Genomic DNA, 26,371 nt, shown 5'->3' on the forward strand with positions numbered 1-26,371 from the left:
TCGGTCAGCCATGCGGATGGGACCCGCGGAGCTGGTGCAGGCGGCGGCCATGGCCCGCCGGTTCTACCTGGAGGGCAAGTCCAAGATCCAGATCGCCGAGGAGTTCGGCGTGAGCCGCTTCAAGGTGGCCCGGGTCCTGGAGACCGCCCTCGAACGCGATCTCGTACGCATCGAGATCCGGGTCCCGGCCGAGCTGGACGCCGAACGCTCCGACGCCCTGCGCGCCCGTTACGGGCTGCGGCACGCGGTGGTCGTCGAATCCCCGGCCGAGGAACAGGACGACGCCCCTGACCCGGAGAACCTGGGCGAGGTCGCGGCCGACCTGCTCGGCGAGCTGGTGGCCGAGGGCGATGTGCTCGGCCTGGCCTGGGGCCGCTCCACCATCCACATGGCGGCCGCTCTCGACCGGCTCCCGCCCTGCACGGTCGTCCAGCTCACCGGGGTGTACGACGCGGGCACCGCCGAGCGCGGCTCGGTCGAGGCGGTCCGCCGGGCGGCCCAGGTATCCGGCGGCGAGGCGCACCCCATCTACGCTCCGATGCTGCTGCCCGACCCCGCGACGGCCGCCGCGCTGCGCGACCAGACGGGCATCGCCCGCGCCTTCGAGTACTTCGACAAGGTGACGGTCGCCGCCGTCTCCATCGGCTCCTGGGAGCCGGGCATCTCCACGGTCCACGACATGCTCTCGGATGCGGAGCGCGCCCATTACGCCTCGCTCGGCGTCGCCGCCGAGATGTCCGCGCACCTCTTCGACTCCGACGGCCGCCGGGTCGGCCGCGACCTCGGGGAGCGCTGCATCACCGTGGAGGCGGACCGGCTGCGCCGGATCCCCGAGGTGGTCGCGATCGCGGGCGGCCAGCGCAAGGCGGCGGCGATCGGCGCGGTGCTGCGCTCCGGCCTGGTCACCAGCCTGGTCACGGACACCGCCGCGGCCGACTACCTGCTCACCGAGTCCGCCGCGGGCGTCCGCCCGGCACTGGAGCGTGCGGACCCCGACGGGGAGTGACGCCGCCGGGAACGAGCAGAGGGCCGGACGCCGCACGCGGTGCCCGGCCCTCTGCGCGTTCGTTCAGCCCGCCGGAGGGGCCTTCGCCGCGCACGGGGCGGGGGTGACCGTCTCGGTGCGCGCGGGCGGTACGCCCAGCACCGTCTCCTCCAGATACTCCTCGGGCTCCTCGTACTGCCCCACGTCGGCGGGGTTGTAGCGCGGGGTCTGGCGCGACCAGTCCAGGTTGCCGCGCATCCAGCTCCGCATCCCGTCGAGGTAGGGCACCAGCAGCCCGGACAGCTCCGGATACAGCTCCAGCAGCTCGTCCTCGGCGGTCAGGAACCGCTCGGTCTCCGTCGCGAGGCGCTCCGCGACGTGGTCCAGCGCCTGCTGCTCCCCGAGGCCCCGGTGGTTGCGGACGAGGTGCACGAGGTTGTGGATCTCGCCGAGCACCTGCTCCTTCTCGAAGGAGTACACGTCGTTGGCCCAGCACACGTGGTTGCACGCGGCTTCCAGGGCGGTGATGAAGCGGGGGTCGTTGTGGAGCGACTCCGGGGCCTCGATGCCCGCCACGATCTCTATGAGGTCCATGCAGACATGGATGGCCCCGGTGTGCCGCCGCTTGGCGATGTACGTCTCCTCCGAGGGCACCACGTCCTCGGCGCGGTTGCCCGCTTCCCAGGTGGTGGCCGTCGTGAGGTAGGTGACCAGATGCCAGGCGAACCGCGTCCGCCAGTGCGGAGCGGCGTTCGGCGTCGTACGTTTCCACAGGTCGGCCAGGGCGGTCACGGCGGCCGGCACCTCTTCCCCCGGCAGCGGCTCGGGGGCGGAACCGTCGACCACCGCGCGCATCCGGTCGACGACGTCCCTCACCCGGTCGGGTGAACGGCCGAGGTGGCCGTCGTCGAGCTGGTCGTCGACCAGGAAGAGCCAGACGAACCAGTCGGCCACCAGATCGAGGTGTTCCTCATCGGCCGTCGGGTAGACCATGCCGACGAACGACCCGAAATCGGCTTGTTCGAATCGGTTCCTCGCGGACTCGCGGTGGACCAGCCCCGTCCGTCTGGTCCAGGCGTCCAGATGCCCCCGGGTGTGTCCCACGTGCGGATTGGTCCGCTGCGGGAACGGGCAGTAGATGTCCGGCAGTTCGCTGTCCACAGGCGGATCGGGATCCTCTCCGGTCATACGGTGTGCCCAGGGTTGCCGACGAGCCGGATCGACGCTTCCGACACCCCCGAGACCTGCGGGTTTGAAGCTACCTGACCCCTTGTCACCCGGTCCAGGGATGGTGATCACGAATGATTCGAATCCCGTTCGGGTAGGGTCCGTGGGTAAGGCAGGTTCCACTTGCCCGGGGCCCCCGGCCGCCTCCCAGGAATACTCTTGGAGGAACGGACGAACGAGGGGGTCTTTTGCTGTGTCTTCGTGGAAACGACCTGCACCGTTTCGTATGAAAAAATGAGTGTTATGCGTTTTCTTGAGCCGGGCACCGGTCGCTACACAGAGTCCCCCGCGGTCCCGTACGACCTCACCTACGACGACGTCTTCATGGTCCCGGGCCGCTCCGCGGTCGGCTCCCGCCAGGGCGTGGACCTCTCGTCGCCCGACGGGTCCGGCACCACCATTCCGCTCGTGGTCGCCAACATGACCGCCATCGCGGGCCGCCGGATGGCCGAAACCATCGCCCGCCGCGGCGGGCTCGTCGTCATCCCCCAGGACATCCCGATCGAGGTCGTCACCGACGTCATCTCCTGGGTCAAGACGCGCCACCTCGTCCTCGACACCCCGATCGAGCTGGCCCCCGGCCAGACCGTCGCCGACGCGCTGTCGCTGCTGCCCAAGCGCGCCCACGGCGCGGGCGTCGTCGTCGACGCCGACCGCCGCCCCGTCGGCGTCGTCACCGAGCACGACCTCACCGGCGTCGACCGCTTCACCCAGCTCTCCGAGGTCATGACCAAGGACCTCGTGCTGCTCGACGCGGACATCGACCCCCGCGACGCCTTCAACAAGCTCGACGGCGCCAACCGCAAGCTCGCCCCCGCGGTCGACGCCGAGGGCCGCCTCGTCGGCATCCTCACGCGCAAGGCCGCCCTGCGCGCCACGCTCTACACCCCCGCCACCGACGCCCGGGGCAAGCTGCGCATCGCGGCCGCCGTCGGCATCAACGGCGACGTGGCCGGCAAGGCCAAGCAGCTCCTGGACGCGGGCGCCGACGTCTTGGTCGTGGACACCGCCCACGGCCACCAGGAATCCATGATCAGTGCGGTGAAGGCCGTGCGGGCCCTCGACCCGCAGGTGCCGATCGTCGCGGGCAACATCGTCGCCGCCGAGGGAGTGCGCGACCTCATCGAGGCGGGCGCGGACATCATCAAGGTCGGCGTCGGCCCCGGCGCCATGTGCACCACCCGGATGATGACCGGCGTCGGCCGTCCGCAGTTCTCCGCCGTCCTGGAGTGCGCAGCCGAGGCGAGGAAGCACGGCAAGCACGTCTGGGCGGACGGCGGCGTCCGCCACCCGCGCGACGTCGCCATGGCGCTCGCCGCCGGTGCGTCCAACGTGATGATCGGCTCCTGGTTCGCGGGCACGTACGAGTCGCCCGGTGACCTCCAGCAGTCCGCCGACGGCCGCTTCTACAAGGAGTCCTTCGGGATGGCCTCGGCCCGCGCCGTCAAGAACCGCACCTCGGACGAGTCCGCCTACGACCGCGCCCGCAAGGCGCTCTTCGAGGAGGGCATCTCCACCTCGCGGATGTTCCTCGACCCGACCCGGCCGGGCGTCGAGGACCTGATCGACTCGATCATCGCGGGCGTCCGCTCCTCCTGCACCTACGCCGGCGCCGCCTCCCTGGCGGAGTTCGCCGAGAAGGCGGTCGTCGGGGTCCAGAGCGCCGCCGGTTACGCCGAGGGCAAGCCGCTGCACGCCAGCTGGAGTTGATCCCGCGTTCACCGCAACGACCCCGCCCTCTCCGGTGCTTCGCGCCGGAGAGGGCGGGGTCGTTTCCGGGGCTCCCGGAGGTGGCCGGGAGTGCGCTTCAACTCCCGCGAGATATAAGTAATATGAAGCGCACTCAGCTGCCTGCCTCTCTGCGGTAAGGGATCTCATGTCCTTCTTCACTGACCTGGCCCACCAGTACATCGACGGCGAGTGGAGGCCGGGGAAGGGGTCCTGGGACATCATCGACTTCAACCCGTTCGACGGGGAGAAGCTCGCCTCGATCCCGGTCGCCACCGCCGACGAGGTCGACCAGGCCTACCGCGCCGCCGAGCGGGCCCAGCAGGCGTGGGCGGACACCAACCCGTACAGCAGGCGGGCCGTCCTGGAGAAGGCGCTGCGCCTCGTCGAGGAGCGCGAGCCGGAGATCGGCGAAGCGATCGTCGCCGAACTCGGCGGCACCCGGCTGAAGGCCGCCTTCGAACTGCACCTGGCCAAGGAGTTCCTCCGCGAGGCGATCCAGCTGGCCCTGCGCCCCGCCGGACAGATCCTCCCCTCGCCGACCGAGGGCAAGGAGAACCGCGTCTACCGCGTGCCCGTCGGGGTCGTCGGCGTGATCAGCCCGTTCAACTTCCCCTTCCTGCTCTCCCTCAAGTCCGTCGCGCCCGCGCTGGCCCTCGGCAACGCCGTCGTCCTCAAGCCGCATCAGAACACCCCGATCTGCGGCGGCACCCTGCTCGCCAGGATCTTCGAGGACGCCGGACTGCCCGCCGGGCTGCTGAACGTCGTGATCACCGACATCGCGGAGATCGGCGACACCCTGCTGGAGCACCCGGTGCCGCAGGTCATCTCCTTCACCGGCTCGGACAAGGTCGGCCGTCACGTCGCCACCGTCTGCGCCCAGAACCTCAAGCAGGCCGTCCTCGAACTCGGCGGCAACAGCGCCCTGATCGTGCTCGACGACGCGGACGTCGACTACGCCGTCGACGCGGCGGTCTTCAGCCGGTACGTCCACCAGGGCCAGGTCTGCATGGCCGCCAACCGCATCCTGGTCGACCGCGCCGTCGAGGCGGAGTTCACCGAGAAGTTCGTCGCCAAGGTCGCCTCGCTCACCGTCGGCGACCCCGCCGACCCGGCCACCCAGATCGGCCCGCTGATCAACTCCTCGCAGGCCGAGTCCGTCTCCAAGCTCGTCGACCAGACCGTGGCAGCCGGGGCGACGGCTCTCCTGCACGGCCGCGCCGACGGCAACCTCGTCAGCCCCTCCGTGCTGACCGGCCTCGCCGCCGACTCGCCGGTCCTGCGGCAGGAGATCTTCGGGCCCGTCGCCCTGCTGATCCCCTTCGACGGCGAGGACGAGGCCGTCCGCATCGCCAACGACACCCCGTACGGCCTCAGCGGCGCCGTCCACACCGGCAACATCGAGCGCGGCGTGCGGATCGGGCAGCGCATCCACACCGGCATGATCCACATCAACGACGGCACCGTCCACGACGAGCCGATCGTCCCCTTCGGCGGCGAGAAGAGCTCGGGCCTCGGCCGGCTGAACGGCGACTCGATGATCGAGGCCTTCACCACCCAGAAGTGGATCTCCATCCAGCACGGCCGCTCGCAGTTCCCCTTCTGACCGGCCACCTCCACTGCGCCGAGCACGCCCGCGACGGCGGCTCATGGTCTACTGCGACTACCGCGGGAGGCGGCACCGTCCGCCTCCCGCCCCCGCAGCCGACCCACCGCAGAGAAGTGAACCGCCCGACGTGCGCCTGAACGACCTCGACGAACGCATCGTCCACGCCCTCGCCGAAGACGCCCGGCGCTCCTACGCCGACATCGGCGCGATCGTCGGCCTCTCCGCCCCCGCCGTGAAACGCCGGGTCGACCGGCTGCGCGCCGAGGGTGCGATCACCGGCTTCACCGTGCGGGTCGACCCGGCGGCGCTCGGCTGGGAGACCGAGGGGTTCATCGAGATCTACTGCAGCCGCAACACCTCCCCGGACGCCATCAAGCAGGGCCTCGCCCGCTACCCGGAGGTCGCCTCGGCCTCCACGGTGACCGGGGAGGCGGACGCCGTCGTACAGGTCTTCGCCGCCGACATGCGCCACTTCGAACAGGTCCTGGAACGGATCGCGGGGGAGCCGTACGTCGAGCGGACCAAGTCCGTCCTGGTGCTCTCGCCGCTGCTGCGTCGCTACTCGGCGGAGGCGCCGCCCGCCTGAGAGCCGCCCCGGCCAGTGGCGCACATCACCCCGCTGACCTGCGATGATGCTCCACGCAACGATTCGCCGCGGCAAGCCCCACCCGCGCAACGAATCGACGGTCGACGCGCAACACTCGCGCCTTGTCCGGGCCGATCCGGGCCACGTACCTTCGATACGTCTCCCCACCCCGCCCGCACCGCCCGAGGTCAGCCATGCCGTCGTTGCGCACCGCCCTGCTCCAGAGCTCCGGACGGCCCGGCGCCGTCGCCGAGAACCTGAAGGCGCTCGACGAGGCCGCCGCCCGGGCCGCCGACGCGGGAGCCCGGCTGCTGGTGACGCCCGAGCTGTTCCTCACCGGATACGCCATCGGCGACGCCGTGCCCGTACTGGCCGAGACCGCCGAAGGGCCCGGGGCGAAGGCCGTCGCCGAGATCGCCGTCCGCCACGGCCTCGCCGTCCTCTACGGCTACCCGGAGCGCGACGGGGAGCGGATCTTCAACGCCTCCCAGCTCATCGGCCCCGACGGCGCACGGCTCGCGAACTACCGCAAGACCCATCTGTTCGGCTGCTTCGAGCAGGAGTGGTTCACCCCCGGCGAGCGGACCGTCGTCCAGGCCGACCTGGACGGCATCCGCGTCGGCCTGCTGATCTGCTACGACGTCGAGTTCCCGGAGAACGTACGGGCGCACGCCCTGGCCGGCACCGATCTGCTGCTGGTGCCCACCGCGCAGATGCACCCTTTCCAGTTCGTCGCCGAATCCGTCGTCCCCGTACGGGCCTTCGAGAGCCAGATGTACGTGGCCTACGTCAACCGCACCGGCCCGGAGGGTGAGTTCGAGTTCGTCGGGCTCAGCTGCCTGGCCGGCCCCGACGGCACCGTCCGCACCCGCGCCGGACGCGGCGAGGAACTCGTGATCGGCGAGGTGGACCCGGAGTTCCTGGCCGCCTCGCGCGCCGCCAACCCGTATCTGAACGACCGCCGCCCCGGCCTCTACGGCTCCCTCGCCTGAGCCCGCCTCCCCGAACTTCCGTACCGCGCAAGGAGTCCGTACCCCATGACGTCCACGGTGCCCAACGCCGTCCAGCACACCGACGCGGCCGCCCCGCCGATCACCATGTTCGGGCCGGACTTCCCCTACGCGTACGACGACTTCCTCGCCCACCCCGCGGGCCTCGGGCAGATACCGGCGACCGAGCACGGCCAGGAGGTCGCCGTCATCGGCGGCGGTCTCTCGGGCATCATCGCCGCGTACGAGCTGATGAAGATGGGCCTCAAGCCCGTCGTCTACGAGGCCGACCGGATCGGCGGCCGGCTGCGCACCGTTGGTTTCGACGGCTGCGACCCCGCGCTCACCGCCGAGATGGGCGCGATGCGCTTCCCGCCGTCCTCCACGGCGCTCCAGCACTACATCGACCTGGTGGGCCTGGAGACGCAGCCCTTCCCCAACCCGCTCTCCCCGGCCACGCCCTCGACCGTCGTGGACCTCAAGGGCGAGTCGCACTACGCCGAGACCATCGACGACCTGCCGCAGGTCTACCGCGACGTCGCCGAGGCCTGGAGCGCCTGCCTGGAGGAGGGGGCCGACTTCTCCGACATGAACCGGGCGCTGCGCGAGCGCGACGTCCCGCGCATCCGGGAGATCTGGTCCCAGCTCGTCGAGCGGCTCGACAACCAGACCTTCTACGGGTTCCTCTGCGAGTCCGAGGCCTTCAAGTCCTTCCGGCACCGCGAGATCTTCGGCCAGGTCGGCTTCGGCACCGGCGGCTGGGACACCGACTTCCCCAACTCCATCCTGGAGATCCTGCGCGTCGTCTACACCGAGGCCGATGACCACCACCGCGGCATCGTCGGCGGCAGCCAGCAGCTCCCGCTGCGCCTGTGGGACCGCGAGCCGCAGAAGATCGTCCACTGGCCGCTCGGCACCTCGCTCGCCTCCCTGCACGAGGGCGAGCCGCGCGGAGCCGTGACCCGGCTGACCCGTACCGCGGGCAACCGCATCACGGTCACCGACGCCACCGGCGACATCCGCACCTTCAGGGCCGCGGTCTTCACCGGCCAGTCCTGGCTGCTGCTCTCCAAGATCGACTGCGATGACGCGCTCTTCCCGATCGACCACTGGACGGCGATGGAGCGCACCCACTACATGGAGTCGTCCAAGCTGTTCGTGCCGGTCGACCGCCCGTTCTGGCTGGACAAGGACGAGACCACCGGCCGCGACACGATGTCGATGACGCTCACCGACCGGATGACCCGGGGCACGTACCTCCTGGACGACGGGCCGGACAAGCCCGCCGTCATCTGCCTCTCCTACACCTGGTGCGACGACAGTCTGAAGTGGCTGCCGCTCTCCCCGAAGGAGCGCATGGAGGTCATGCTCAAGTCGCTCGGGGAGATCTACCCGAATGTCGACGTCCGCAGCCACATCATCGGCAACCCGGTCACCGTCTCCTGGGAGAACGAGCCCTGGTTCATGGGCGCGTTCAAGGCCAACCTGCCCGGCCACTACCGCTACCAGCGAAGGCTGTTCACCCACTTCATGCAGGACCGGCTGCCCGAGGACAAGCGGGGCATCTTCCTCGCCGGGGACGACATCTCCTGGACGGCCGGCTGGGCCGAGGGCGCCGTGCAGACCGCGCTGAACGCCGTGTGGGGTGTCATGCACCAGTTCGGCGGGGCGACGGACGGCACCAACCCCGGCCCCGGCGACGTCTTCGACGAGATCGCGCCGGTCGAGCTTCCGGAGGACTGAGCCGGAGGGTCCGGGCGCACGAGCCCGGCGCGGGTATCAGCGGCAAGGGGTGAGCAGAAGCCGCCCCACCAGGCCCGCGCCCGCGTCGGTCTGCTGCCTGAACTCCTCGGCCAGCGAAGGGAATCCGCGCAGCCGCCAGAGCACCAGGGCCGCCGACCAGGCCGCCTCACGGGCCCGCTCCAGGCTCCAGGAGCTGACCAGATGGGTCAGCGGATCCGCGATCCGCAGGAGGTCGGGGCCCGGCATCAGATCCTCGTGGATCCGCTCCTCCAGCAACGCGAGGAGATCGCCCACGCGCTCGAACTCCCCTTCCAGGTCCGGCGGAGCGCAGCCGAGCGTACGACAGGTGTCCACCACCGCCAGGACCAGATCGTGGCCGACATGCGCCTGCAGACCGCTCAGCGCGAACTGCAGCGGACGTACGCCGGGATGGCGGCGGCAGGGGAGCAACGGACGCCAGCACTCCGGCGGCAGCCCGCCCGCCGTGGCCGTCTCGGCGGCCGACAGATAGCGCTCGGCGCAGCGCACGCCCAGCAGGGCCGCGGCCTCCCGGTCGTCGAAGCCGCCCCTGCCGAGGTCCGGGTCGACCCGCTCGACGACCTCCAGATAGGCCGCGTTGAACACCGCCACCCCGTCCCCGTACGGCCACCGGGAACGCAATTGCCGCATACGTTCGATCACCGGGGGGTTGCCCGTCGGCGGGTCGCCGACGCCGGCCGGGAGTGCGGACTGCTCGATCTGCGTCATGCGCGGAGCGTCCCAGCCAGGGGCTCGCCGCGGCGCCGACCGGCCCGAGTTTCATCGGAACGGGCGAACAACGGTGCCGGGACGGGCACTCAGCTCTTCTCGGGGCCCGGCTTCTCGTCGTACGCCGAGGTGCCCGAGTCCAGCAGCGGTTCCTGGGTCTTGAGGTGGGCCGGGGCGAAGGCCCGCAGGACGTGGTAGCCGGTGATCACGACGATGGTGCCGAGCGCGATGCCGCCCAGCTCGAAGTTGTCGGTGATCTTCAGGCTGACCCCGCCCACGCCGATGATGATGCCCGCGGCGGCCGGCACGAGGTTGAGCGGATTGCGCAGGTCCACGCGGCCGTTGAGCCAGATCTGCGCGCCGAGCAGGCCGATCATCCCGTACAGGATCACGGTGATCCCGCCGAGCACCCCGCCCGGGATCGCGGCGACGACCGCGCCGAACTTCGGGCACAGGCCGAAGAGCAGCGCGAAGCAGGCCGCCGCCCAGTACGCCGCGGTGGAGTAGACCCGGGTCGCGGCCATCACGCCGATGTTCTCGGAGTACGTGGTGTTGGGCGGCCCGCCCACGGCGGTGGAGAGCATCGACGCCGCGCCGTCCGCGGCGATGGCGGTGCCGAGCTTGTCGTCCAGCGAGTCGCCGGTCATCTCGCCGACGGCCTTCACATGCCCGGCGTTCTCCGCGACCAGCGCGATCACCACGGGCAGCGCCACCAGGATCGCGGACCACTCGAAGGCCGGTGCGTGGAAGGTCGGCAGCCCGATCCAGTCGGCCTTTCCGACGGCGGACAGGTCCAGACGCCAGTGGTCGGTGGCCGCGCCGCCGCCCAGCGGGGAGTGGATCTTGCCGAAGGCGAGGTCCAGGACCCAGGACAGCGCGTACCCGAAGACCAGCCCCAGGAAGATCGCGATCCGGGAGAGGAACCCGCGCAGGCACACCACGGCGAGGCCGGTGAACAGCATCACCGCCAGCGCCGTCCACTGGTCCTGCGGCCAGTACGTCGACGCGGTCACCGGCGCCAGGTTGAAGCCGATCAGCATCACGACCGCGCCCGTCACCACCGGCGGCATCGCCGCGTGGATGATCCGCGCGCCGAAGCGCTGTACGGCGAGCCCCACCAGGAACAGGGCCACCGCGACCACGAACACCGCGCCCGTGATGGTGGCGACATCGCCGCCGCTCGCCCGGATCGTGGCCGCGACGCCGACGAAGGAGAGCGAACAGCCCAGATAGCTGGGCACCCGGCCCTTGGTCGCCAGCAGGAAGATCGCCGTCGCGACGCCGGACATCATGATCGCGAGGTTCGGGTCCAGACCCATCAGGACCGGGGCGACGAACGACGCCCCGAACATCGCCACCACGTGCTGGGCACCGAGTCCGAACGTACGGGGCCAGGAGAGCCGCTCGTCGGGGCGCACCACCGCCCCGGGCGCGGGTGTCTTCCCGTCGCCGTGCAAGGTCCAGCGCACGCCGAGGCTCATTGGTTGCTCCCTGAAGGTCTGCTCGGTGCGCCGGCCGGTCTGCGACCCGGTGTTCGGTGTTCACCTGCGGAAAAGATCAGCGCCATGGTAATGGTGGGGCGCGCCACGGCCGCGCGGAGGTCACCCGTCGCGCGCCGCCACCCCGGCCGTACGCCGATGCCCCACCTCACGCGCGCCCGCCGTCCTCTCCCGGCGCCCCCGTCAGCTCCCGGCGGCGCTCTTCGTCGTCGCGCTGCTGGTGACCGCCGAGCCGGTGACCTTGCGGTCGGCCGAGCGCAGCACCCCGGCGCCCAGCACCAGGCCGAAGGCCAGCACCGTCACCACGCCGAACGACACCACCAGCGAGGTCGCCTCGGCCAGTGAGCCGATCGCGGAGGGGGCGATCAGGCTGGACGTGTACGTGATGGTGGCGACGCCCGCGATGGCCTGACTCGGGTTCGGCCCGCTGCGCCCCGCCGCGGCGAAGGCCAGCGGGACCACGACCGCCACACCGAGGCCCAGCAGCCCGAAGCCGCACATCGCGGCCGCCGGGGAGGGCGCGAACACCACCAGCAGCCCGCCCGCGGTCGCCATCAGTCCACCGGTCCGCACCGTGCGGACCGCGCCGAACCGGTCGACGATCCGGTCCCCGGCGATCCGGGCCAACGCCATCGTCAGGGTGAACGCCGTTGTGGACGCGGCGGCCAGTCCGTCCGAGCTGTCCAGGACATCCCGCAGATAGACCGCCGACCAGTCCAGGCTCGCGCCCTCCGCGAACACCGCGCAGAACCCGATGGCCCCGATGATCAGGGCCGACTTCGGCGGCAGGGTGAAACGCGGCGGCGGCTCCTCCTCCGGGCTGCTCTGGAGGTCGAGGACGTCCCGGCAGGCGATCAGTCCCAGGACCGTGAGCGCCAGGGCGGCGATCGTGTGGTGCAGGCGGGCGTCGGTCGCGGTGTGCGCGGCGACGGTGCCCGCCGCCGAACCGATCAGCGCGCCCACGCTCCACATGCCGTGCAGGCCCGACATGATCGACTTGTCGAGACGGTTCTCCACCTCGATGCCCAGGGCGTTCATCGCCACGTCGGACATCCCCGCCGTCGCCCCGTAGACGAACAGTGCGGCGCAGAGGGTGAGCAGGTTCGGCGCGAGCGCGGGCAGGATCAGCGCCAGCGTCCACTGCGCCAGCAGCCCCCGCAGCGCCGTACGCGCCCCGAACCGATGGCTGATCCGGCCGGCCAGCGGCATCGCGATCGACGCGCCGATCGCCGGGAAGGCCAGCGCCAGGCCGAGCTGCCCCGCGCTCACCCCGGCGTGGTCCTGGATCCACGGCACCCGGGTCGCGAAGCTGCCGGTCACCGCCCCGTGGACGGTGAAGACCGCGGCGACGGCGATCCGCGCCCGCCTGACCTGCTGTGTGCTGTAGACCGTGACGGTCGAGTCGTTCGTCATGCCGTCGTGTCCCTCCCCTGGGAATCCTCGGATGCCGGCCGTCCCGGCGCTCCCGCGCGACGATGCGTGGCGTAAACTATCAGGAACCCTGCCTGATAAATAGTGGATACTGCGCGGCCCCGGAAAGCGGCGGGGCGACGATCTGGAAGGATCCCGGTATGCCCGCATCCCCGAGCACGGCCCGGGCCATCAACGACCGGCTCGCCCTGCGACTGCTCCAGCAGGACGGCCCCCTGACGGCCACCCAGCTCAAAACGCTGACCGGACTCTCCCGGCCCACCGTCGCCGACCTCGTCGAACGGCTCCGGAGCGCCGGCCTGATCCGGGTCGTCGGCGAGTCCGGAGCCGTCCGTCGCGGGCCCAACGCCAAGCTGTACGGGATCGTCGCCGACCGGGCCCATCTCGCCGCCCTCGACGTGCGCCTCGGCAGCGTCAGCGTGGTCGTCACCGACCTGCTGGGGGCCACGCTCACCGAGGACACGCTGCCCATCGGCAGCGACACCCGCACCGAACCCGCCGTCGAGCGGGCCGCCGCGCTCCTGGAGCGCGCCGCCCGCGCCGCCGGGTCGGTACCCCTGCACAGCGTCGGGGTGGGAGCGCCGGGGCTGATCGACCCCGTCACCGGCGAACTGCGCGACAGCTCCGGCCTGCCCGCCTGGCACCGGGGCCTGGTCCGGGAGCTCCAGCGGCGGCTTCCCGCCACCGTCCTGGTGGAGAACGAGACCAACCTCGCGGCCGTCGCGGAACACCGGGACGGCGCCGCCCGCGACCGGGAGACCTTCGTCCTCCTCTGGCTCGGCCAGGGGATCGGGGCCGCCGTGATGCTGGACGGCCAGCTGCGTCAGGGGGCGTCCGGCGGCGCGGGAGAGATCGGCTTCCTGCCCGTCCCCGGGGTGAGCGGGCTGCCCTCGGCGGTCAACTGCGAGGGCGGTTTCCACTCCCTGGCCGGCTCGGTCGCGCTGTGCGAACTCGCCGCCGCGCACGGACTCGTGGACCTCGGCGCGGTGGCGGAGGGCGGCGAGGAGGCGGCCGCCGTGGACGCGGTGCGGGCCGCTCTGGAGGCGGGGGAGGCGGGTGAGCCCTTCCTGAAGGAGGTGGCCGACCGTCTCGCCCTCGGCGCCGCCGCCGTCGTCTCGGTGCTCGACCCCGGCTGCGTCCTGCTCGCGGGGGCCGTCGGCCATGCGGGCGGGGCCGCGCTCGCCGCCCGGGTCGAGGAACGGCTGGCCACGATGTCGCCCCTGCGCACGGAGGTCCGCGCCGGTTCGCTGGGCGACGGGGCCGTGCTGCGCGGTGCGCTGATCACCGCCCGGGACGCGGCGCAGGACGCGCTGTTCGCCCCGGAGGGCTGACCCGCCGGACCGGACGTCCGCGGACGTCCGGCGGACGGCCTCGGCGCGGGCCCGGCGGCGCACGCCGGACGGCGTCGGCTCAGGCCGGGTGCCGGTGGCGGCGGTCGAGGAACTCCTCGAACGTCACCGTCCCCACGGCGTGTTCGGGGGCCAGATGGTCGCCGCGCCGGTAGCCCGCGTACGCCTTGCCGGCCAGCCGGACCGGCACCACCCGCCGCCTGCGGCCGGTGGCCCGCAGGAACGCCCCGGCCAGGTCGGTCAGCTCCCGGACCTCGGGTCCGCCCAGGTCGGGCACCCGGCCCGCCGGTCCGCCGAGCGCCAGGGCGGCCAGTCGGCCGGCGACCTCGCCGCTGTCGACGGGCTGGAGCGACACACCGGCGGGCACCGGCAGCACGGGCAGCTTGGCCGCCCCGGACAGGATGCGCAGCGCCAGGTCGTGGAACTGCGTGGCCCGCAGGATCGTCGAGCCGAGTCCGGAGTCCTCGATCATCCGCTCGACCCGGTGCTTGACCGTGTAGTAGCCCAGCGGCAGCCGGTCCACGCCCACGATCGAGATGTACAGAAGATGCGGCGTCCCGGCCCGCTTCGCCGCGTTGATGAGGAACCCCGCCGCCCGGTCGTCGCCGCCGCGCGGGGTGCTGGCGCAGTGGACGATCACGTCCGCCCCCTCGACCGCCGCGCCGAGGCCCTTGCCGTCGCGCAGATCGACGGCGTACGAGGGGGAGCGGCGGCTGAGACCGCGCACATCGGCCCCTTCGGTGCGCAGCCGCTCCGCGACCTGCCGGCCGAGCGTCCCGGTGGCGCCGGTGACCAGAATCGTCGTCATGGGGCCAGCCTGCCAGAGCGCGTCCGGCCCGGCATGAGCGGGCAGAACCGCTCACGCCGGGCCGACGGCACACGAGGGATCAGCAGGCGCCGAGGTCCTTCCAGACACCCCACTCACCGGTGGTGCCGGGCTTCTCGCCCTTCGTCCACCAGGAGGCCTTCCACTGACGGCCGTCCTGGCTGACGGTGGAGCCGCCGCCGTACTCGGTGGCCGCGTTCCACGCCGGGGCCGGGCAGCTGCCGCCCGGCTGGGTCGGGGACGGGGTGGGCGTGGGCCCGGTCGGCGTCGGGGTCGGCGTGGGGCCGGTCCCGGTGCCGGGCTCGACGACGGTGGTGCCGCGGGCCAGGTCACCGGCGAGGGAGTAGGACTTCCCGCCGAAGGTCACCGTCCAGTTCGACGGGGTGGAGGTGGGCAGGTAGTAGACGAAGTCCAGTTCCACCGAGGCGCCGGGGGCCAGGCTCTGCCAGGCCGGGAGCTTCAGCGAGACGCGGTTGTGGTCGCCCTTGAGGCCGCCGATGTTGTTGGCCGCCGTGTGGTCGCTGCGGATGATCGTCGTACCGAAGCCGGACTGGTCCTTGGCGTTGGCCGGGGCGGAGGTGGAGTAGTCGAACTGGAACTCCGTACCGCCGGGCAGCGTGGCCTGGGTCCGGTTGGTGATCTTCAGCTTGGGGCTGATCGGGTAGTTGGAGTCGCCCAGCGGGAACTGCCCGAAGGAGACGTCGATGGAGAGCGCCTCGGTCGGCAGGGCGGTCGTGGCGCGCTTCGCGCCGTACGGGGTGGCCGACTTGAACGCGTCGTACATCGCGGTGGTCAGCGTCGAGCCGGTCTCGTACTGGCCCTTCGCGGCGTTCCACCCGTAGTCGCCCGCCAGCTCCCAGATCATGGTGCCGCCGATGCCCTTCTCCACGACGTAGTCGGCCTTGGCCTTCACCGACTGCTCGTCCTCGGTGGACAGGAAAACCTTCTTCTGGGCGTTCCACAGCCAGGGGGCGACCAGCGTGGAGTCGTACTTGCGGGCGTACGTGCCGGTCAGCTGGGTGTTCGCGGGGAAGCCGTAGTCGGTGACGTAGTCCCCGACGATGCCCTTCTCCAGGTTCTTCGCGTGCCACATCGGGTTGGAACCGGCGGGCGATTCCTTGCCGCCCGTGTCCTTGTCGTGCCACAGGTTGTCGATCCCGACCGCGCCGTCACCGCACTTGGTCAGTCCGGCGCCCGCCGGGCAGTCGGTGGTGGCCGCCTTGCCCCACAGTCCGTCGGTGCCGCCCTGCACGTTCTTGAAGCCGCGGGTGTAGTACGGCAGGCCGATGTTGATCCGGCCGGCCGGCATCGAACCGCGGAAGTAGTGGTAGGCCCAGTCGGTGTTGAGGTAGCCGAGGCCGCCGTACTGCGAGGTGGTGTAGACGCCCGCCTGCGCCAGCTCGTTGTCCTTGCCGTCGTCGAACAGCGAGGCGTTGGGCCCGACGTACTCGTTCCAGGCGCCGTGCAGGTCGTAGGACATGATGTTGACGTAGTCCAGGTACTTCTGCATCTGGTACGTCTCCATGCCCCGCAGCAGGTAGCCGGAGGAGGGGGCGGCGACGGTCAGCAGGTAGTGCTTGCCGTCGGCCTCGCCCGCGCGGTCGAGCTTCTCGCGCAGCGTCTTCATCAGGGCGTCGTAGCCCTTGACCAGGCCCGCGCGGCGGCCGTTGGCCAGCGTGTGGTCCAGCGGGTTGCCCGCGTCCTTCATCGTGGTCGCGTACTCGTAGTCGATGTCGACGCCGTTGAAGCCGTACTTCTTGATGAAGGCGACGGCCGAGTCGGCGAAGGTGTTGATGCCGCTCTGGTTGACCGACCCGTCGGCGTTGGTCGCCATCGAGTAGAAGCCGCCCGAGTCGACGCGCTTGCCGTCGGGGCCGAAGTACCCGCCCGTCTCGGCCCAACCGCCCACGGAGACCAGGGTCTTCACGTTCGGGTGCTGCTTCTTGTACTTCGTCAGCAGGTTGAAGTGCCCCTGGTAGGGGAGCGCCGGATCCATCTCCGCGCCTGCGACACCGGGCCAGGTCATCCCGGTGGAGGCGTTGTCGGCGTTGTCCGGGCCGACCGAGAGCTTGCTGGAGCCATCCACGTGCGCGAAGGCGTAGTTGAGGTGCGTGACCTTGTCCCACGGGATGTCCGGGACCAGGTAGGCGTCCTTGCCGTCCTTGCCGGTACGCCAGTTGGTGAAGTAGCCGATCACGCGCCGCTGATGGTCGGCGCCCATCTTCTCGCGTCCGTCGGCGTCGTAGACGGTGCAGTAGGGGGTGGTGACACCGGGGGTCTTGTACAGCCCGTCCGGGCGACAGGACTCGTGGTCGGTGGCGGCCGCCGAAGGGGTGGCGGCGAGGGAGCTCAGCAGCAGTCCGGCGACGGCGGCGCCGGCGGCGAGGAGCGTGGCTCTCGCTCGGGTGGGGGACAGCATGTGGTCGTTCCTCCTGGGGAGGTCGGCAGAACACAACTGGCTGAAAAGGGGTGAGTCTGTCGGGGTCCCGGTGTGCGCCCACCGTGGGACCGAACCTCGGAGGTGACGCAGAGATTAAGAGGACTAGACCAGTGCGTCAATAGGTATGGACCTTTAAGCCTCGACTTCGTGAATGACTACGTTGTCGCGTTCGTCCGGGCGGAAATGCGCCACGTTCCCTGTGACCCAGCCCACAGTGCTCACCCGCATGGCCGAGAGGCGTCCGTGGCAGACTGGTCCCGTACCAGTAGCAGCGCACTCCGGGGTCGGTGCAATTCCGAACCGGCGGTTACAGTCCGCGACCCGTCCGCAGCCAGCGGCCGGTTGACCAGGTGAAATTCCTGGACCGACGGTGAAAGTCCGGATGGGAGGCAGTGCGCGGCGGGTTGTCATCGGTACGCCGCCGTCGGCGGACGCATGGCCGGGAATCTCCCGGACACCGTGCGTTCCTGGCGTTTCCCGTTCTCGGGTTCCCGGCGTTTCCGCAGGTGATCCGCTCTATCTGTCGTCATCGACAGGCCCCGGAGTCCGTGCCCGAAGAGGCAGGAGGACCCGGTGGACACCGCAGCCGACACCACCGCCATGCGCCGAGCGATCACGCTCGCCGCGCGCGGTCTCGGCTCCACCAGCCCCAATCCGGTCGTCGGCTGTGTCATCACCGACGCCGCCGGAGCCGTGGCCGGTGAAGGCTTCCATCAGCGCGCCGGAGGGCCGCACGCCGAGGTCCACGCGCTGCGCGCGGCCGGCGACCGGGCCCGCGGCGGCACCGCCTACGTCACCCTCGAACCCTGTAACCACACCGGCCGCACCGGCCCCTGCGCCCAGGCCCTCCTGGCCGCCGGGATCAGCCGTGTCGTGTACGCGGTCGGCGACCCGAACCCGCAGGCCACCGGCGGCGGCGCCACCCTGCGCGCGGCCGGGGTCCAGGTGGAGCAGGGCCTCCTCGCCGACGAGGCCGAGGCGGGCAACGCCGCCTGGCTGACCTCGGTGCGCCAGGCGCGCCCGTACGTCCTGTGGAAGTACGCCGCCACCCTCGACGGCCGGATCGCCGCCGCCGACGCCACCAGCCGGTGGATCACCTCGCCCGAGGCCCGCGCCGACGTCCACCGGCTGCGCGCCGAGGCCGACGCCGTGCTCGTCGGCTCCGGCACCGCCCGCATCGACGACCCCCAGCTGGGCGTACGCGGCGTCGACGGCGCCACCCAGCCGCTGCGGGTCGTCGTCGACACGAACGCCACCGCCGTCAAGCCCGGCGCCCGGGTCCTGGACGCCGGCGCGCCCACCCTGATCGCCGTCGCCGACGACGCCCCGGCCGACCACCTCCCCGAGGCCGCCGTCCTGCGGCTGCCCCGCGCCGCCGCGGGCCCCGGCCTCGACCTCGACGCCCTCCTCGACGCCCTGCACACCCGAGGCGTCCGCTCCGTGCTCCTCGAAGGCGGGCCCACGCTCGCCGGCGCGTTCGTCGCCGCCGGGAAGGTCGACAAGGTCGTCGGCTATCTCGCCCCGGTCCTGCTCGGAGCCGGCCCCGCCGCCCTCGCGGACGCCGGAATCTCCACGATCTCCGAGGCGTTGCGCCTCGATGTGACCGAGGCCGTGCCGATCGGCCCCGATCTGCGCGTCACCGCCGTCCCCGCCGCCCCCGCCCCTGCTCGGAAGGGAAACTGAGTGTTCACCGGAATTGTCGAAGAACTGGGTGAGGTCACCGCCGTCGAGCAGCTCGCCGAGGCCTCCCGCTTCCGGCTGCGCGGCCCCGTCGTCACCGAGGGCGCCAAGCACGGCGACTCCATCGCGGTCAACGGGGTCTGCCTCACCGTCGTGGACACCGGCGACGGGGAATTCACCGCCGACGTGATGGCCGAGACGCTGAAGCGCTCCAGCCTCGGCGCGCTCGCCGCCGGCTCCCGGGTCAACCTGGAGCGCCCGATGGCGCTCGGCGGCCGGCTCGGCGGACACCTCGTCCAGGGCCATGTGGACGGCACCGGCACCATCGTCGAGCGCACCCCCTCCGAGCACTGGGAGATCGTCAAGGTCTCCCTGCCGCCCGAGCTGACCCGGTACGTCGTGGAGAAGGGCTCCATCACCGTCGACGGCGTCAGCCTCACCGTCGTCGAGGCGGCGGCCGACTACTTCACCATCAGCCTCATCCCCACCACCCTCGCCCTGACCACGCTCGGCCACAAGCAGCCCGGCGACCCGGTCAACCTGGAAGTGGACGTCATCGCCAAGTACGTCGAGCGGATGCTCGGCGAGCGGGCCGGACAGGAACCGCGATGAACGCCGCCTCCTGGCTCAACTCCGAGGCCTTCACCGTGTTCGGCCAGCACATCAAGTGGTCGGACATGATCGGCAACATCATCGGCCTGATCGCCCTGGCCCTCGGCTGGCGGCGCTCCATCTGGACCTGGCCCGCCCAGCTCCTCTCCGGTGTGATCCTGCTCGTCGCCTTCGCCTCCGCGCACCTCTCCGGCAGCGCGGGCAAGCAGCTGGTCGTCATCGTCGTCGCCCTGTGGGGCTGGTGGTCCTGGAACCGCGGCAGGCAGCAGGCGCAGGACGGCTCCATCGCCGTCCGCTTCGCCACCTGGCGCGAGCGCGGCCTGCTGATCGGCGCCGCCGCGCTCGGCACCCTCGCCGTCGGCGGCCTCTTCACCGCCTTCCCCTCGCTGTCCTGGGACCCGTGGCCGGACGCGTACATCTTCGTCGGCACCGTCGTCGCGATGTACGCCCAGGCCCGCGGCATGGTCGAGTTCTGGTTCGCCTGGCTGCTCGTCGACCTGGTCGGCGTCCCGCTGAACTTCGCCAACGGATTCGCCTTCTCCGGCTTCGTCTACGTCATTTACGGCGCCCTCGTCCTGTGGGGGATGCGCGACTGGTGGCTGCGTACGCGGACACCCGCTCTGGAAGGAGCCACGGCATGACTGCCCAGCCCACCTGGCTGCACCCCGATCACGACCCGCTCCCCGAGAACCTCTCCCTGGACCCGGTCGAGCAGGCGATCCGTGACATCGCCGCCGGCCGGCCCGTCGTCGTCGTGGACGACGAGGACCGCGAGAACGAGGGCGACCTCGTCATCGCCGCCGAGAAGGCCACCCCCGAGATCGTCGCCTTCATGATGAGCGAGTGCCGCGGCCTGATCTGCGCCCCCATGGAGAGCGACGAGCTGGAACGCCTCGAACTCCCGCAGATGGTCGAGGACAACACCGAGTCGATGCAGACCGCCTTCACGGTCTCCGTCGACGCCTCCGCCGCGCACGGCGTCACCACCGGCATCTCCGCCGCCGACCGCGCCACCACCCTGCGGATGCTCGCGGGCGGCGTCGCGGGCCCCGGCGACTTCGTCCGGCCCGGCCACATCTTCCCGCTGCGCGCCCGCTCCGGCGGCGTCCTCGTCCGCAACGGCCACACCGAGGCCGCCGTCGACCTGGCCCGGCTCGCCGGACTGCGGCCCGCCGGGGCCATCGTCGAGATCGCGGGCGAGGACGGCGTGATGCTCCGGCTGCCCGAGCTGGTCCCGTTCGCCCGCAAGCACGGCCTGACGATCATCTCCATCGAGGACCTGATCGCCTACCGCCGCAGCAACGAGCCGACCGTCCGCCGCGAGGCCGAGACCCGGCTGCCCACCGCGTTCGGCGACTTCACCGCGTACGGCTACCGCTCCATCGCCGACGGCGTCGAGCACGTCGCCCTGGTCCACGGTGACATCGGTGACGGCGAGGACGTCCTCGTCCGGATCCACTCCGAGTGCCTGACCGGCGACATCTTCCAGTCCCAGCGCTGCGACTGCGGCCCCCAGCTGCACGCCTCCATGCGGCGCATCACCGAAGCGGGCCGGGGCGTCGTCGTCTACCTCCGCGGCCACGAGGGGCGCGGCATCGGCCTGCTCTCCAAGCTGCGCGCGTACGAACTCCAGGAGCGGGGCGTCGACACCCTCGACGCCAACCTGGAGCTCGGCCTGCCCGCCGACGCCCGCGACTACGCGGCGGGCGCGCGGATCCTCAAGGACCTCGGCGTCACCAGCCTGCGGCTGATGACCAACAACCCCGACAAGACCGCGGCCGTCGTCCGCCACGGACTCGCCGTCACCGGCCGCGAGCCCATGCCCGTCCAGGCGGGCGAGCACAATCTGCGCTACCTGCGCACCAAGCGCGACCGTATGGGCCACGATCTGCCGTGGCTCGACGGAACCCCGGCGTCGACCTGCGCCAACCAGTAACGAACACCTCGTCACCAGCAACAGGAGAAACATGAGCGGCAAGGGTGCACCCGAACTGTCCGTACGCAACTGCGGCGACCTGCGCGTGGCCGTGATCGCGGCCCAGTGGCACGAGAAGGTCATGGACGGACTCGTCGACGGCGCGCTCCGCGCCCTGCGCGAGCTGGGCATCGACGAGCCCACCCTGCTCCGGGTCCCCGGCTCCTTCGAGCTGCCCGTCGTCGCCAAGGTGCTCGCCGGACGCGGCTACGACGCGATCGTCGCCCTCGGCGTGGTCATCCGGGGCGGCACCCCCCACTTCGAGTACGTGTCCCAGGGCGTCACCCTCGGCCTCACCCAGGTCACCGTCGACACCGGTGTTCCCGTCGGCTTCGGCGTACTGACCTGCGACACCGAGGAGCAGGCGCTCGACCGGGCCGGCCTCGAAGGATCCAACGAGGACAAGGGGCACGAAGCGGTCACCGCCGCGGTCGCCACCGCGGCCACGCTGCGGACCGTCAGCGAACCCTGGCGCTGAGTGCGCCCCGGCGACCCCGTATTCTGAGGACCATCATGGCCAACAAAACCTTCGAAGAGCTCTTCACCGAGCTCCAGCTCAAGGCCGCCGAGGGCGACCCCGCGACCTCCCGCACCGCCGAACTGGTGGGCAAGGGCGTCCATGCCATCGGCAAGAAGGTCGTCGAGGAGGCCGCCGAGGTCTGGATGGCCGCCGAGTACGAGGGCAAGGAAGCCGCCGCCGAGGAGATCTCCCAGCTGCTGTACCACGTCCAGGTGATGATGGTCGCCCGGGGGATCTCGCTCGACGACGTCTACGCCCACCTCTGAGCACACCCCGCCCGTCCCACAACCCCTTCGCACAAAGGAAACCTGACCTCATGCTGCGCATCGCCGTCCCCAACAAGGGTGCAATCTCCGGGCCTGCGATGGCGATGCTCCATGAGGCGGGCTACCGGCAGCGCAAGGAGTCGAAGGAACTGGTCCTCGTCGACCCGACGAACGAGGTCGAGTTCTTCTACCTGAGGCCGCGCGACATCGCGATCTACGTCAGTTCGGGCCGCCTCGACATCGGCATCACCGGACGCGACCTGCTGCTGGACTCGGGGGCCGATGCCGAGGAGATCCTCCAGCTCGGATTCGCGCGTTCCACCTTCCGCTACGCCACGAAGCCCGGCACGGCCACCGGCCCCAAGGACTTCGCCGGCATGACGATCGCCACGTCCTACGAGGGCATCGTGGCGAAGCACCTGGCCGACGAGGGCGTCGACGCCTCCGTCGTGCACCTCGACGGCGCCGTCGAGACCGCCATCGAACTCGGCGTCGCCCAGGTCATCGCCGACGTCGTCGAGACCGGCACCAGCATGCGCAACGCGGGCCTCGAAATCATCGGCGAGCCGATCATGAAGTCGGAAGCCGTGGTGATCCGCCGCACGGGCGCCCCCGCCGACGACCCCAAGGTGCAGCAGTTCCTCCGCCGCCTCCAGGGCGTCCTGGTCGCCCGGTCCTACGTGATGATGGACTACGACTGCCGCGTCGAGCACCTGGAGCGCGCCGTCGCCCTCACTCCGGGCCTGGAGTCGCCGACCATCTCCCCGCTGCACCACGAGGGCTGGGTCGCCGTCCGCTCCATGGTCGCCGCCAAGGAGGCGCAGCGGATCATGGACGACCTGTACGAGCTCGGCGCCCGCGCCATCCTCACCACGGCCATCCACGCCTGCCGCCTCTAGGGGGTGTCTTGCCGATCAGGCCGGGCTCGCGGGGTCCGGCCTGATCGACAAGACACCTCCTGGCGTCCCGGCCACCCGCACCTCCCGAGAGAAGACCCCGATGTCCGTGCCCAGGCCCGAACTCCCCACCCTGCCGGTCACCTTCCGGCCCACCCTCACCCGGGTGGTCCTGCTGAGCGTGGGCGCGGCGATGTTCCTCGTCATCACCGTCATCGCGCTGATGCTGGAGCGGCTCAACGCGGGGGAGCGGGCCAGCTTCGTCTTCGTCGCGGCGCTCTTCCTCGGGGTCCTGGCCCTGCTCAGCAGGCCCAGGGTCACCGCCGACGACACCGGGGTCACCGTCGTCAACATCACCCGGACCCGCAGGCTGGCCTGGGAGGAGATCCTCCGCGTCAACCTGCGGTCCGGCGACCCCTGGGTCTTCCTCGACCTCAGCGACGGCACCAGCATGCCCGCCCTCGGCATCCAGCCCGGCATGGCCAAGCAGCAGGCCATCCGCGACGCCCGCTCCCTGCGCTCCCTCGCCGAGACGCGCGGCGCCGGCGGCGACGACACCCCCGGCAGCCGCTGAGCCCCTGCCCGGCGCGGGGCCTTCTTGTCTACTCTGGTGGGCGGCGGCGCCCCGTGCGCCCCACCCCGCCCGTACCACGGCCCCACCCGGGCCCGCGGGGACTTCCTGCGACCCAAGGAGTGACTCCCTCCAGCAATGGACGGATCGTCCGGTAGTACCTGCGCCGCCCCTTCCCCGGAGGCGGCGGCCTCATGACCACCCCCCTGCTGCTCCTCGCGGCGGCCTTCCTCCTCATCCTCGCCAACGGATTCTTCGTGGCAGCCGAATTCGGGCTCGTCACCGTGGAGCGACCCGACGCCGAACGAGCCGCCGCCGAGGGCGACCGACGGGCCGATACCGTCGTCCGCGCCCTGCGCGAACTCTCCTTCCAGCTCTCCGGCACCCAGCTCGGCATCACCCTCACCTCCCTGGTGGTGGGCATGCTCGCCGAACCGGCCCTCGCCCAGCTGCTCGCCGGACCCCTCACCGCCACCGGACTGCCCGCGGGGGCCGTGTCCGGCCTCGCCGTCGTCATCGGCATGCTGCTGGCCTCCGCCGTCCAGATGATCGTCGGCGAACTCGTGCCCAAGAACTGGGCGGTCTCCCGGCCGCTCCAGGTGGCCCGCTTCGTCGCCGGACCGCAGGCCCGCTTCGCGGCCCTCCTGCGGCCGGTGATCACCCTCCTCAACGCGCTGGCCAACCGGCTGGTGCGGCTCCTGGGCGTCGAGCCCACCGACGAACTGGCCTCCGCCCGCACCCCGGGCGAACTGGTCTCCCTGGCCCGGCACTCCGCCGAGGCCGGAGCCCTCGAACAGGACACCGCCGACCTCTTCGTCCGGACCCTCTCGCTGGCCGGTCTCACCGCCCAGCACGTCATGACCCCCCGGGTGAAGGTCAGCGCCCTGCACGCCTCCGCGACCGCCGAGGACGTCCTCAACCTCACCCGCGCCACCGGCCTCTCCCGCTTCCCGGTCTACCGGGACCGCATCGACGAGGTCATCGGCATGGTCCACCTCAAGGACGCGCTCGCCGTCCCCGCCGCCGAGCGCCTGCGCACCCCGGCCGGACGGATCGCCGTCGCCCCGCTCCTGGTGCCCGGCACCCTGCCGGTGGAGCACCTGCTGCGGCGGCTGCGCCACGAACAGCCGATAGCCGTCGTCGTCGACGAGTACAGCGGCACCGCCGGAGTCGTCACGCTGGAGGACATCATCGAGGAGCTCGTCGGCGAGGTCCGCGACGAGCACGACGCCGAGGGGGCCGGCCGCCCCGAGCTGACCGCCGCCACCGGCGAGGACGGCCGCCCCGCGTGGGACGCCGAGGGCAGCTGCCGGGTCCACACCCTGCGCCGCAGCGGCCTGGACGTCCCCGACGGGCCGTACGAGACCGTCGCCGGGCTCGTCGCCGGACTCCTGGGCCGCATCCCCGCCCCCGGCGACGCGGCCGAACTCCCCGGCTGGCGGATCTCCGTCCGCCAGGTCGGCCACAACCGCGCCGAACGGGTCCGGTTCACCCGGGCCCCCGACCCGCGGCCGGACCCGGCCGCACCGGCACTGCTGGGAGCCGCGCGATGAGCCTGCTCCAACTCCTCCTCGCCGTCCTCCTCGTGCTGGCCAACGGCTTCTTCGTCGGCGCGGAGTTCGCCCTCGTCTCGGTCCGCCGCAGCCAGATCGAACCGCTGGCCGCCCAGGGGTCGGGCCGGGCCCGCACAGTCCTGCACGGCCTGGAGAACCTGCCGCAGATGATGGCCGCCGCCCAGTTCGGCATCACCGTCTGCTCCCTCACCCTCGGGGCCGTCGCCGAGCCGACCGTCGCCCACCTCCTGGAGCCGGTCTTCCACGCGGCGCACCTCCCCGACGGGCTCGTCCACCCGCTCGGCTTCGCCCTCGCGCTCATGACCGTCGTCGTCCTGCACCTCGTCATCGGCGAGATGGTCCCGAAGAACCTCGCGATGGCCGCGCCCGAGCGGACCGCGCTCTGGCTGAGCCCCGGCCTGGTCGCCTTCGCCCGGCTCTGCCGCCCGGTCACCACCGCGCTGGGCGCCTGCGCCGGTCTGGTGCTGCGGCTGTTCGGCGTGGAGCCGAAGGACGAGGTGGAGGCCGTCTTCACCAGCGAGCAGCTCAACCGGCTCGTGGAGGACTCCGGACAGGCCGGCCTCCTCGGACCTGAGGCGGCGACACGCCTGGAGGACGCCCTCGGACTGGGCAGCAGGCCCGTGGCCGACGTCCTGCTGGAGCGGGCGTCCCTGGTCACCGTCGACCCGTCGGTGACCCCGCGCCGGATCGAGGAGCTGACGGTACGCACCGGCTTCTCCCGCTTCCCGGTCTGCGCGGAGGGCGGCGGCCCCTTCATGGGCTACCTGCACGTCAAGGACGTCCTGGAGCTGGAGGACGCCGAGCGCGCGGTCCCGCAGCAGATCTGGCGTCCGATGGCGACCGTACGGGCCGAACTCCCGCTGGACGACGCCCTGACCGTGATGCGCCGCGCCGCGACGCACCTGGCGCAGGTCGCCGACGCCTCGGGCCGGGTCCTCGGCCTGGTCGCCATGGAGGACGTCCTGGAGACGCTGGTGGGGGAGGTGCGCGACCCGGCCCACCGGGTGGTGTCGGTGCCCCGCCGCACGGTGGACGTGCCGAGAACGCCGGAGCTGCCGGCCCCCGGGGCCCTCGTGCACTGACGTGACGCCGCGCCGGGAGCCGACGCCCCCGGCGCG

General features: G+C 71.6%; 23 protein-coding genes and 1 riboswitch. Of the genes, 17 read left to right on the top strand and 6 right to left on the bottom strand.

Translation table 11 applies throughout. The features are described from left to right. The first annotated feature begins 10 nt into the window (after nt 1–10). On the top strand, nt 11–1,006 hold the full coding sequence (locus tag ACFWRV_RS27685; protein ID WP_383594756.1) for a sugar-binding transcriptional regulator: 996 nt from the start codon (nt 11–13) through the stop codon (nt 1,004–1,006). A gap of 63 nt (nt 1,007–1,069) precedes the next feature. Here the strand turns inward: ACFWRV_RS27685 and ACFWRV_RS27690 are convergent, their stop codons facing one another. Next, entirely contained in the window at nt 1,070–2,146 is a 1,077-nt protein-coding gene (locus ACFWRV_RS27690) for a terpene cyclase (RefSeq protein ID WP_384338449.1), read from the bottom strand. A 309-nt stretch (nt 2,147–2,455) separates the two neighbouring features. Here ACFWRV_RS27690 and ACFWRV_RS27695 point away from each other — a divergent pair, with 309 nt between their 5' ends. The 5 genes from ACFWRV_RS27695 (at nt 2,456) to ACFWRV_RS27715 (ending at nt 8,867) form a co-directional block, all read left to right on the top strand. Then, complete coding sequence (locus ACFWRV_RS27695) at nt 2,456–3,922, top strand: GuaB1 family IMP dehydrogenase-related protein (protein WP_384338450.1); 1,467 nt, start codon at nt 2,456–2,458, stop codon at nt 3,920–3,922. A gap of 166 nt (nt 3,923–4,088) precedes the next feature. Beyond that, complete coding sequence (locus tag ACFWRV_RS27700) at nt 4,089–5,546, top strand: aldehyde dehydrogenase family protein (RefSeq protein ID WP_384338451.1); 1,458 nt, start codon at nt 4,089–4,091, stop codon at nt 5,544–5,546. A gap of 130 nt (nt 5,547–5,676) precedes the next feature. Then, nucleotides 5,677–6,135, top strand: coding sequence for an Lrp/AsnC family transcriptional regulator (locus ACFWRV_RS27705; RefSeq protein ID WP_384338452.1), 459 nt, complete (start codon nt 5,677–5,679; stop codon nt 6,133–6,135). Nucleotides 6,136–6,329: 194 nt separating this feature from the next. Beyond that, the gene (locus ACFWRV_RS27710) at nt 6,330–7,127 is read left to right on the top strand and encodes a carbon-nitrogen hydrolase family protein (protein WP_384338453.1); all 798 of its coding nucleotides are present in this window, start codon (nt 6,330–6,332) and stop codon (nt 7,125–7,127) included. A 45-nt stretch (nt 7,128–7,172) separates the two neighbouring features. Further along, the gene (locus ACFWRV_RS27715) at nt 7,173–8,867 is read left to right on the top strand and encodes a flavin monoamine oxidase family protein (RefSeq protein WP_384338454.1); all 1,695 of its coding nucleotides are present in this window, start codon (nt 7,173–7,175) and stop codon (nt 8,865–8,867) included. A gap of 36 nt (nt 8,868–8,903) precedes the next feature. Here ACFWRV_RS27715 and ACFWRV_RS27720 read toward each other — a convergent pair whose 3' ends face one another. The 3 genes from ACFWRV_RS27720 to ACFWRV_RS27730 all read right to left on the bottom strand — a co-directional run bounded on the left by ACFWRV_RS27720 (nt 8,904) and on the right by ACFWRV_RS27730 (nt 12,526). Continuing rightward, complete coding sequence (locus tag ACFWRV_RS27720) at nt 8,904–9,614, bottom strand: DUF5995 family protein (RefSeq protein ID WP_384338455.1); 711 nt, start codon at nt 9,612–9,614, stop codon at nt 8,904–8,906. 89 nt (nt 9,615–9,703) lie between these two features. Then, nucleotides 9,704–11,095, bottom strand: a complete 1,392-nt coding sequence (locus ACFWRV_RS27725; RefSeq protein WP_384338456.1) for a uracil-xanthine permease family protein — start codon at nt 11,093–11,095, stop codon at nt 9,704–9,706. 201 nt (nt 11,096–11,296) lie between these two features. Beyond that, the gene (locus ACFWRV_RS27730) at nt 11,297–12,526 is read right to left on the bottom strand and encodes an MFS transporter (protein ID WP_384338457.1); all 1,230 of its coding nucleotides are present in this window, start codon (nt 12,524–12,526) and stop codon (nt 11,297–11,299) included. 158 nt (nt 12,527–12,684) lie between these two features. Between ACFWRV_RS27730 and ACFWRV_RS27735 the strand changes: the two genes are divergently transcribed. Continuing rightward, on the top strand, nt 12,685–13,875 hold the full coding sequence (locus ACFWRV_RS27735; RefSeq protein WP_384338458.1) for an ROK family protein: 1,191 nt from the start codon (nt 12,685–12,687) through the stop codon (nt 13,873–13,875). A 79-nt stretch (nt 13,876–13,954) separates the two neighbouring features. On the opposite strand, the gene ACFWRV_RS27740 is transcribed toward ACFWRV_RS27735, so the two are convergent. Together ACFWRV_RS27740 and ACFWRV_RS27745 are read right to left on the bottom strand one after the other, a co-directional pair. Then, complete coding sequence (locus ACFWRV_RS27740) at nt 13,955–14,701, bottom strand: SDR family oxidoreductase (RefSeq protein WP_384338459.1); 747 nt, start codon at nt 14,699–14,701, stop codon at nt 13,955–13,957. Between the two features lie 79 nt (nt 14,702–14,780). After that, the gene (locus ACFWRV_RS27745; RefSeq protein WP_384338460.1) at nt 14,781–17,138 is read right to left on the bottom strand and encodes a chitinase C-terminal domain-containing protein; all 2,358 of its coding nucleotides are present in this window, start codon (nt 17,136–17,138) and stop codon (nt 14,781–14,783) included. A gap of 290 nt (nt 17,139–17,428) precedes the next feature. Then, nucleotides 17,429–17,559: riboswitch (FMN riboswitch) on the top strand. A gap of 173 nt (nt 17,560–17,732) precedes the next feature. Here ACFWRV_RS27745 and ribD point away from each other — a divergent pair. The 10 genes from ribD to ACFWRV_RS27795 all read left to right on the top strand — a co-directional run bounded on the left by ribD (nt 17,733) and on the right by ACFWRV_RS27795 (nt 26,335). Beyond that, nucleotides 17,733–18,842, top strand: a complete 1,110-nt coding sequence (gene ribD, locus ACFWRV_RS27750; protein ID WP_384338461.1) for a bifunctional diaminohydroxyphosphoribosylaminopyrimidine deaminase/5-amino-6-(5-phosphoribosylamino)uracil reductase RibD — start codon at nt 17,733–17,735, stop codon at nt 18,840–18,842. Next, nucleotides 18,843–19,451, top strand: a complete 609-nt coding sequence (locus ACFWRV_RS27755) for a riboflavin synthase (protein ID WP_384338462.1) — start codon at nt 18,843–18,845, stop codon at nt 19,449–19,451. Continuing rightward, nucleotides 19,448–20,092, top strand: a complete 645-nt coding sequence (locus tag ACFWRV_RS27760) for a nicotinamide riboside transporter PnuC (RefSeq protein ID WP_384338463.1) — start codon at nt 19,448–19,450, stop codon at nt 20,090–20,092. Before ACFWRV_RS27755 ends, ACFWRV_RS27760 begins: the two co-directional genes overlap by 4 nt. After that, nucleotides 20,089–21,387 carry a bifunctional 3,4-dihydroxy-2-butanone-4-phosphate synthase/GTP cyclohydrolase II gene (locus ACFWRV_RS27765; RefSeq protein WP_384338464.1) on the top strand — a complete coding sequence of 433 codons (1,299 nt, stop codon included), beginning with the start codon at nt 20,089–20,091 and terminating at the stop codon, nt 21,385–21,387. Before ACFWRV_RS27760 ends, ACFWRV_RS27765 begins: the two co-directional genes overlap by 4 nt. A gap of 31 nt (nt 21,388–21,418) precedes the next feature. Continuing rightward, a complete protein-coding gene (gene ribH, locus ACFWRV_RS27770) occupies nt 21,419–21,904 on the top strand; it encodes a 6,7-dimethyl-8-ribityllumazine synthase (RefSeq protein WP_007453188.1) in 486 nt (161 codons plus the stop codon). Between the two features lie 35 nt (nt 21,905–21,939). Continuing rightward, on the top strand, nt 21,940–22,212 hold the full coding sequence (locus ACFWRV_RS27775) for a phosphoribosyl-ATP diphosphatase (RefSeq protein WP_015607321.1): 273 nt from the start codon (nt 21,940–21,942) through the stop codon (nt 22,210–22,212). A 50-nt stretch (nt 22,213–22,262) separates the two neighbouring features. Then, nucleotides 22,263–23,111, top strand: coding sequence for an ATP phosphoribosyltransferase (gene hisG, locus ACFWRV_RS27780; protein WP_384338465.1), 849 nt, complete (start codon nt 22,263–22,265; stop codon nt 23,109–23,111). Nucleotides 23,112–23,211: 100 nt separating this feature from the next. After that, a complete protein-coding gene (locus ACFWRV_RS27785; protein WP_384338466.1) occupies nt 23,212–23,682 on the top strand; it encodes a PH domain-containing protein in 471 nt (156 codons plus the stop codon). A gap of 191 nt (nt 23,683–23,873) precedes the next feature. Next, on the top strand, nt 23,874–25,232 hold the full coding sequence (locus tag ACFWRV_RS27790; protein ID WP_384338467.1) for a hemolysin family protein: 1,359 nt from the start codon (nt 23,874–23,876) through the stop codon (nt 25,230–25,232). After that, nucleotides 25,229–26,335, top strand: coding sequence for a hemolysin family protein (locus ACFWRV_RS27795; protein ID WP_384338468.1), 1,107 nt, complete (start codon nt 25,229–25,231; stop codon nt 26,333–26,335). The genes ACFWRV_RS27790 and ACFWRV_RS27795 overlap by 4 nt, the downstream gene beginning before the upstream one ends. Nucleotides 26,336–26,371: the final 36 nt, after the last annotated feature.

The organism is Streptomyces sp. NPDC058576, from assembly GCF_042718715.1.
Taxonomy (GTDB): domain Bacteria; phylum Actinomycetota; class Actinomycetes; order Streptomycetales; family Streptomycetaceae; genus Streptomyces.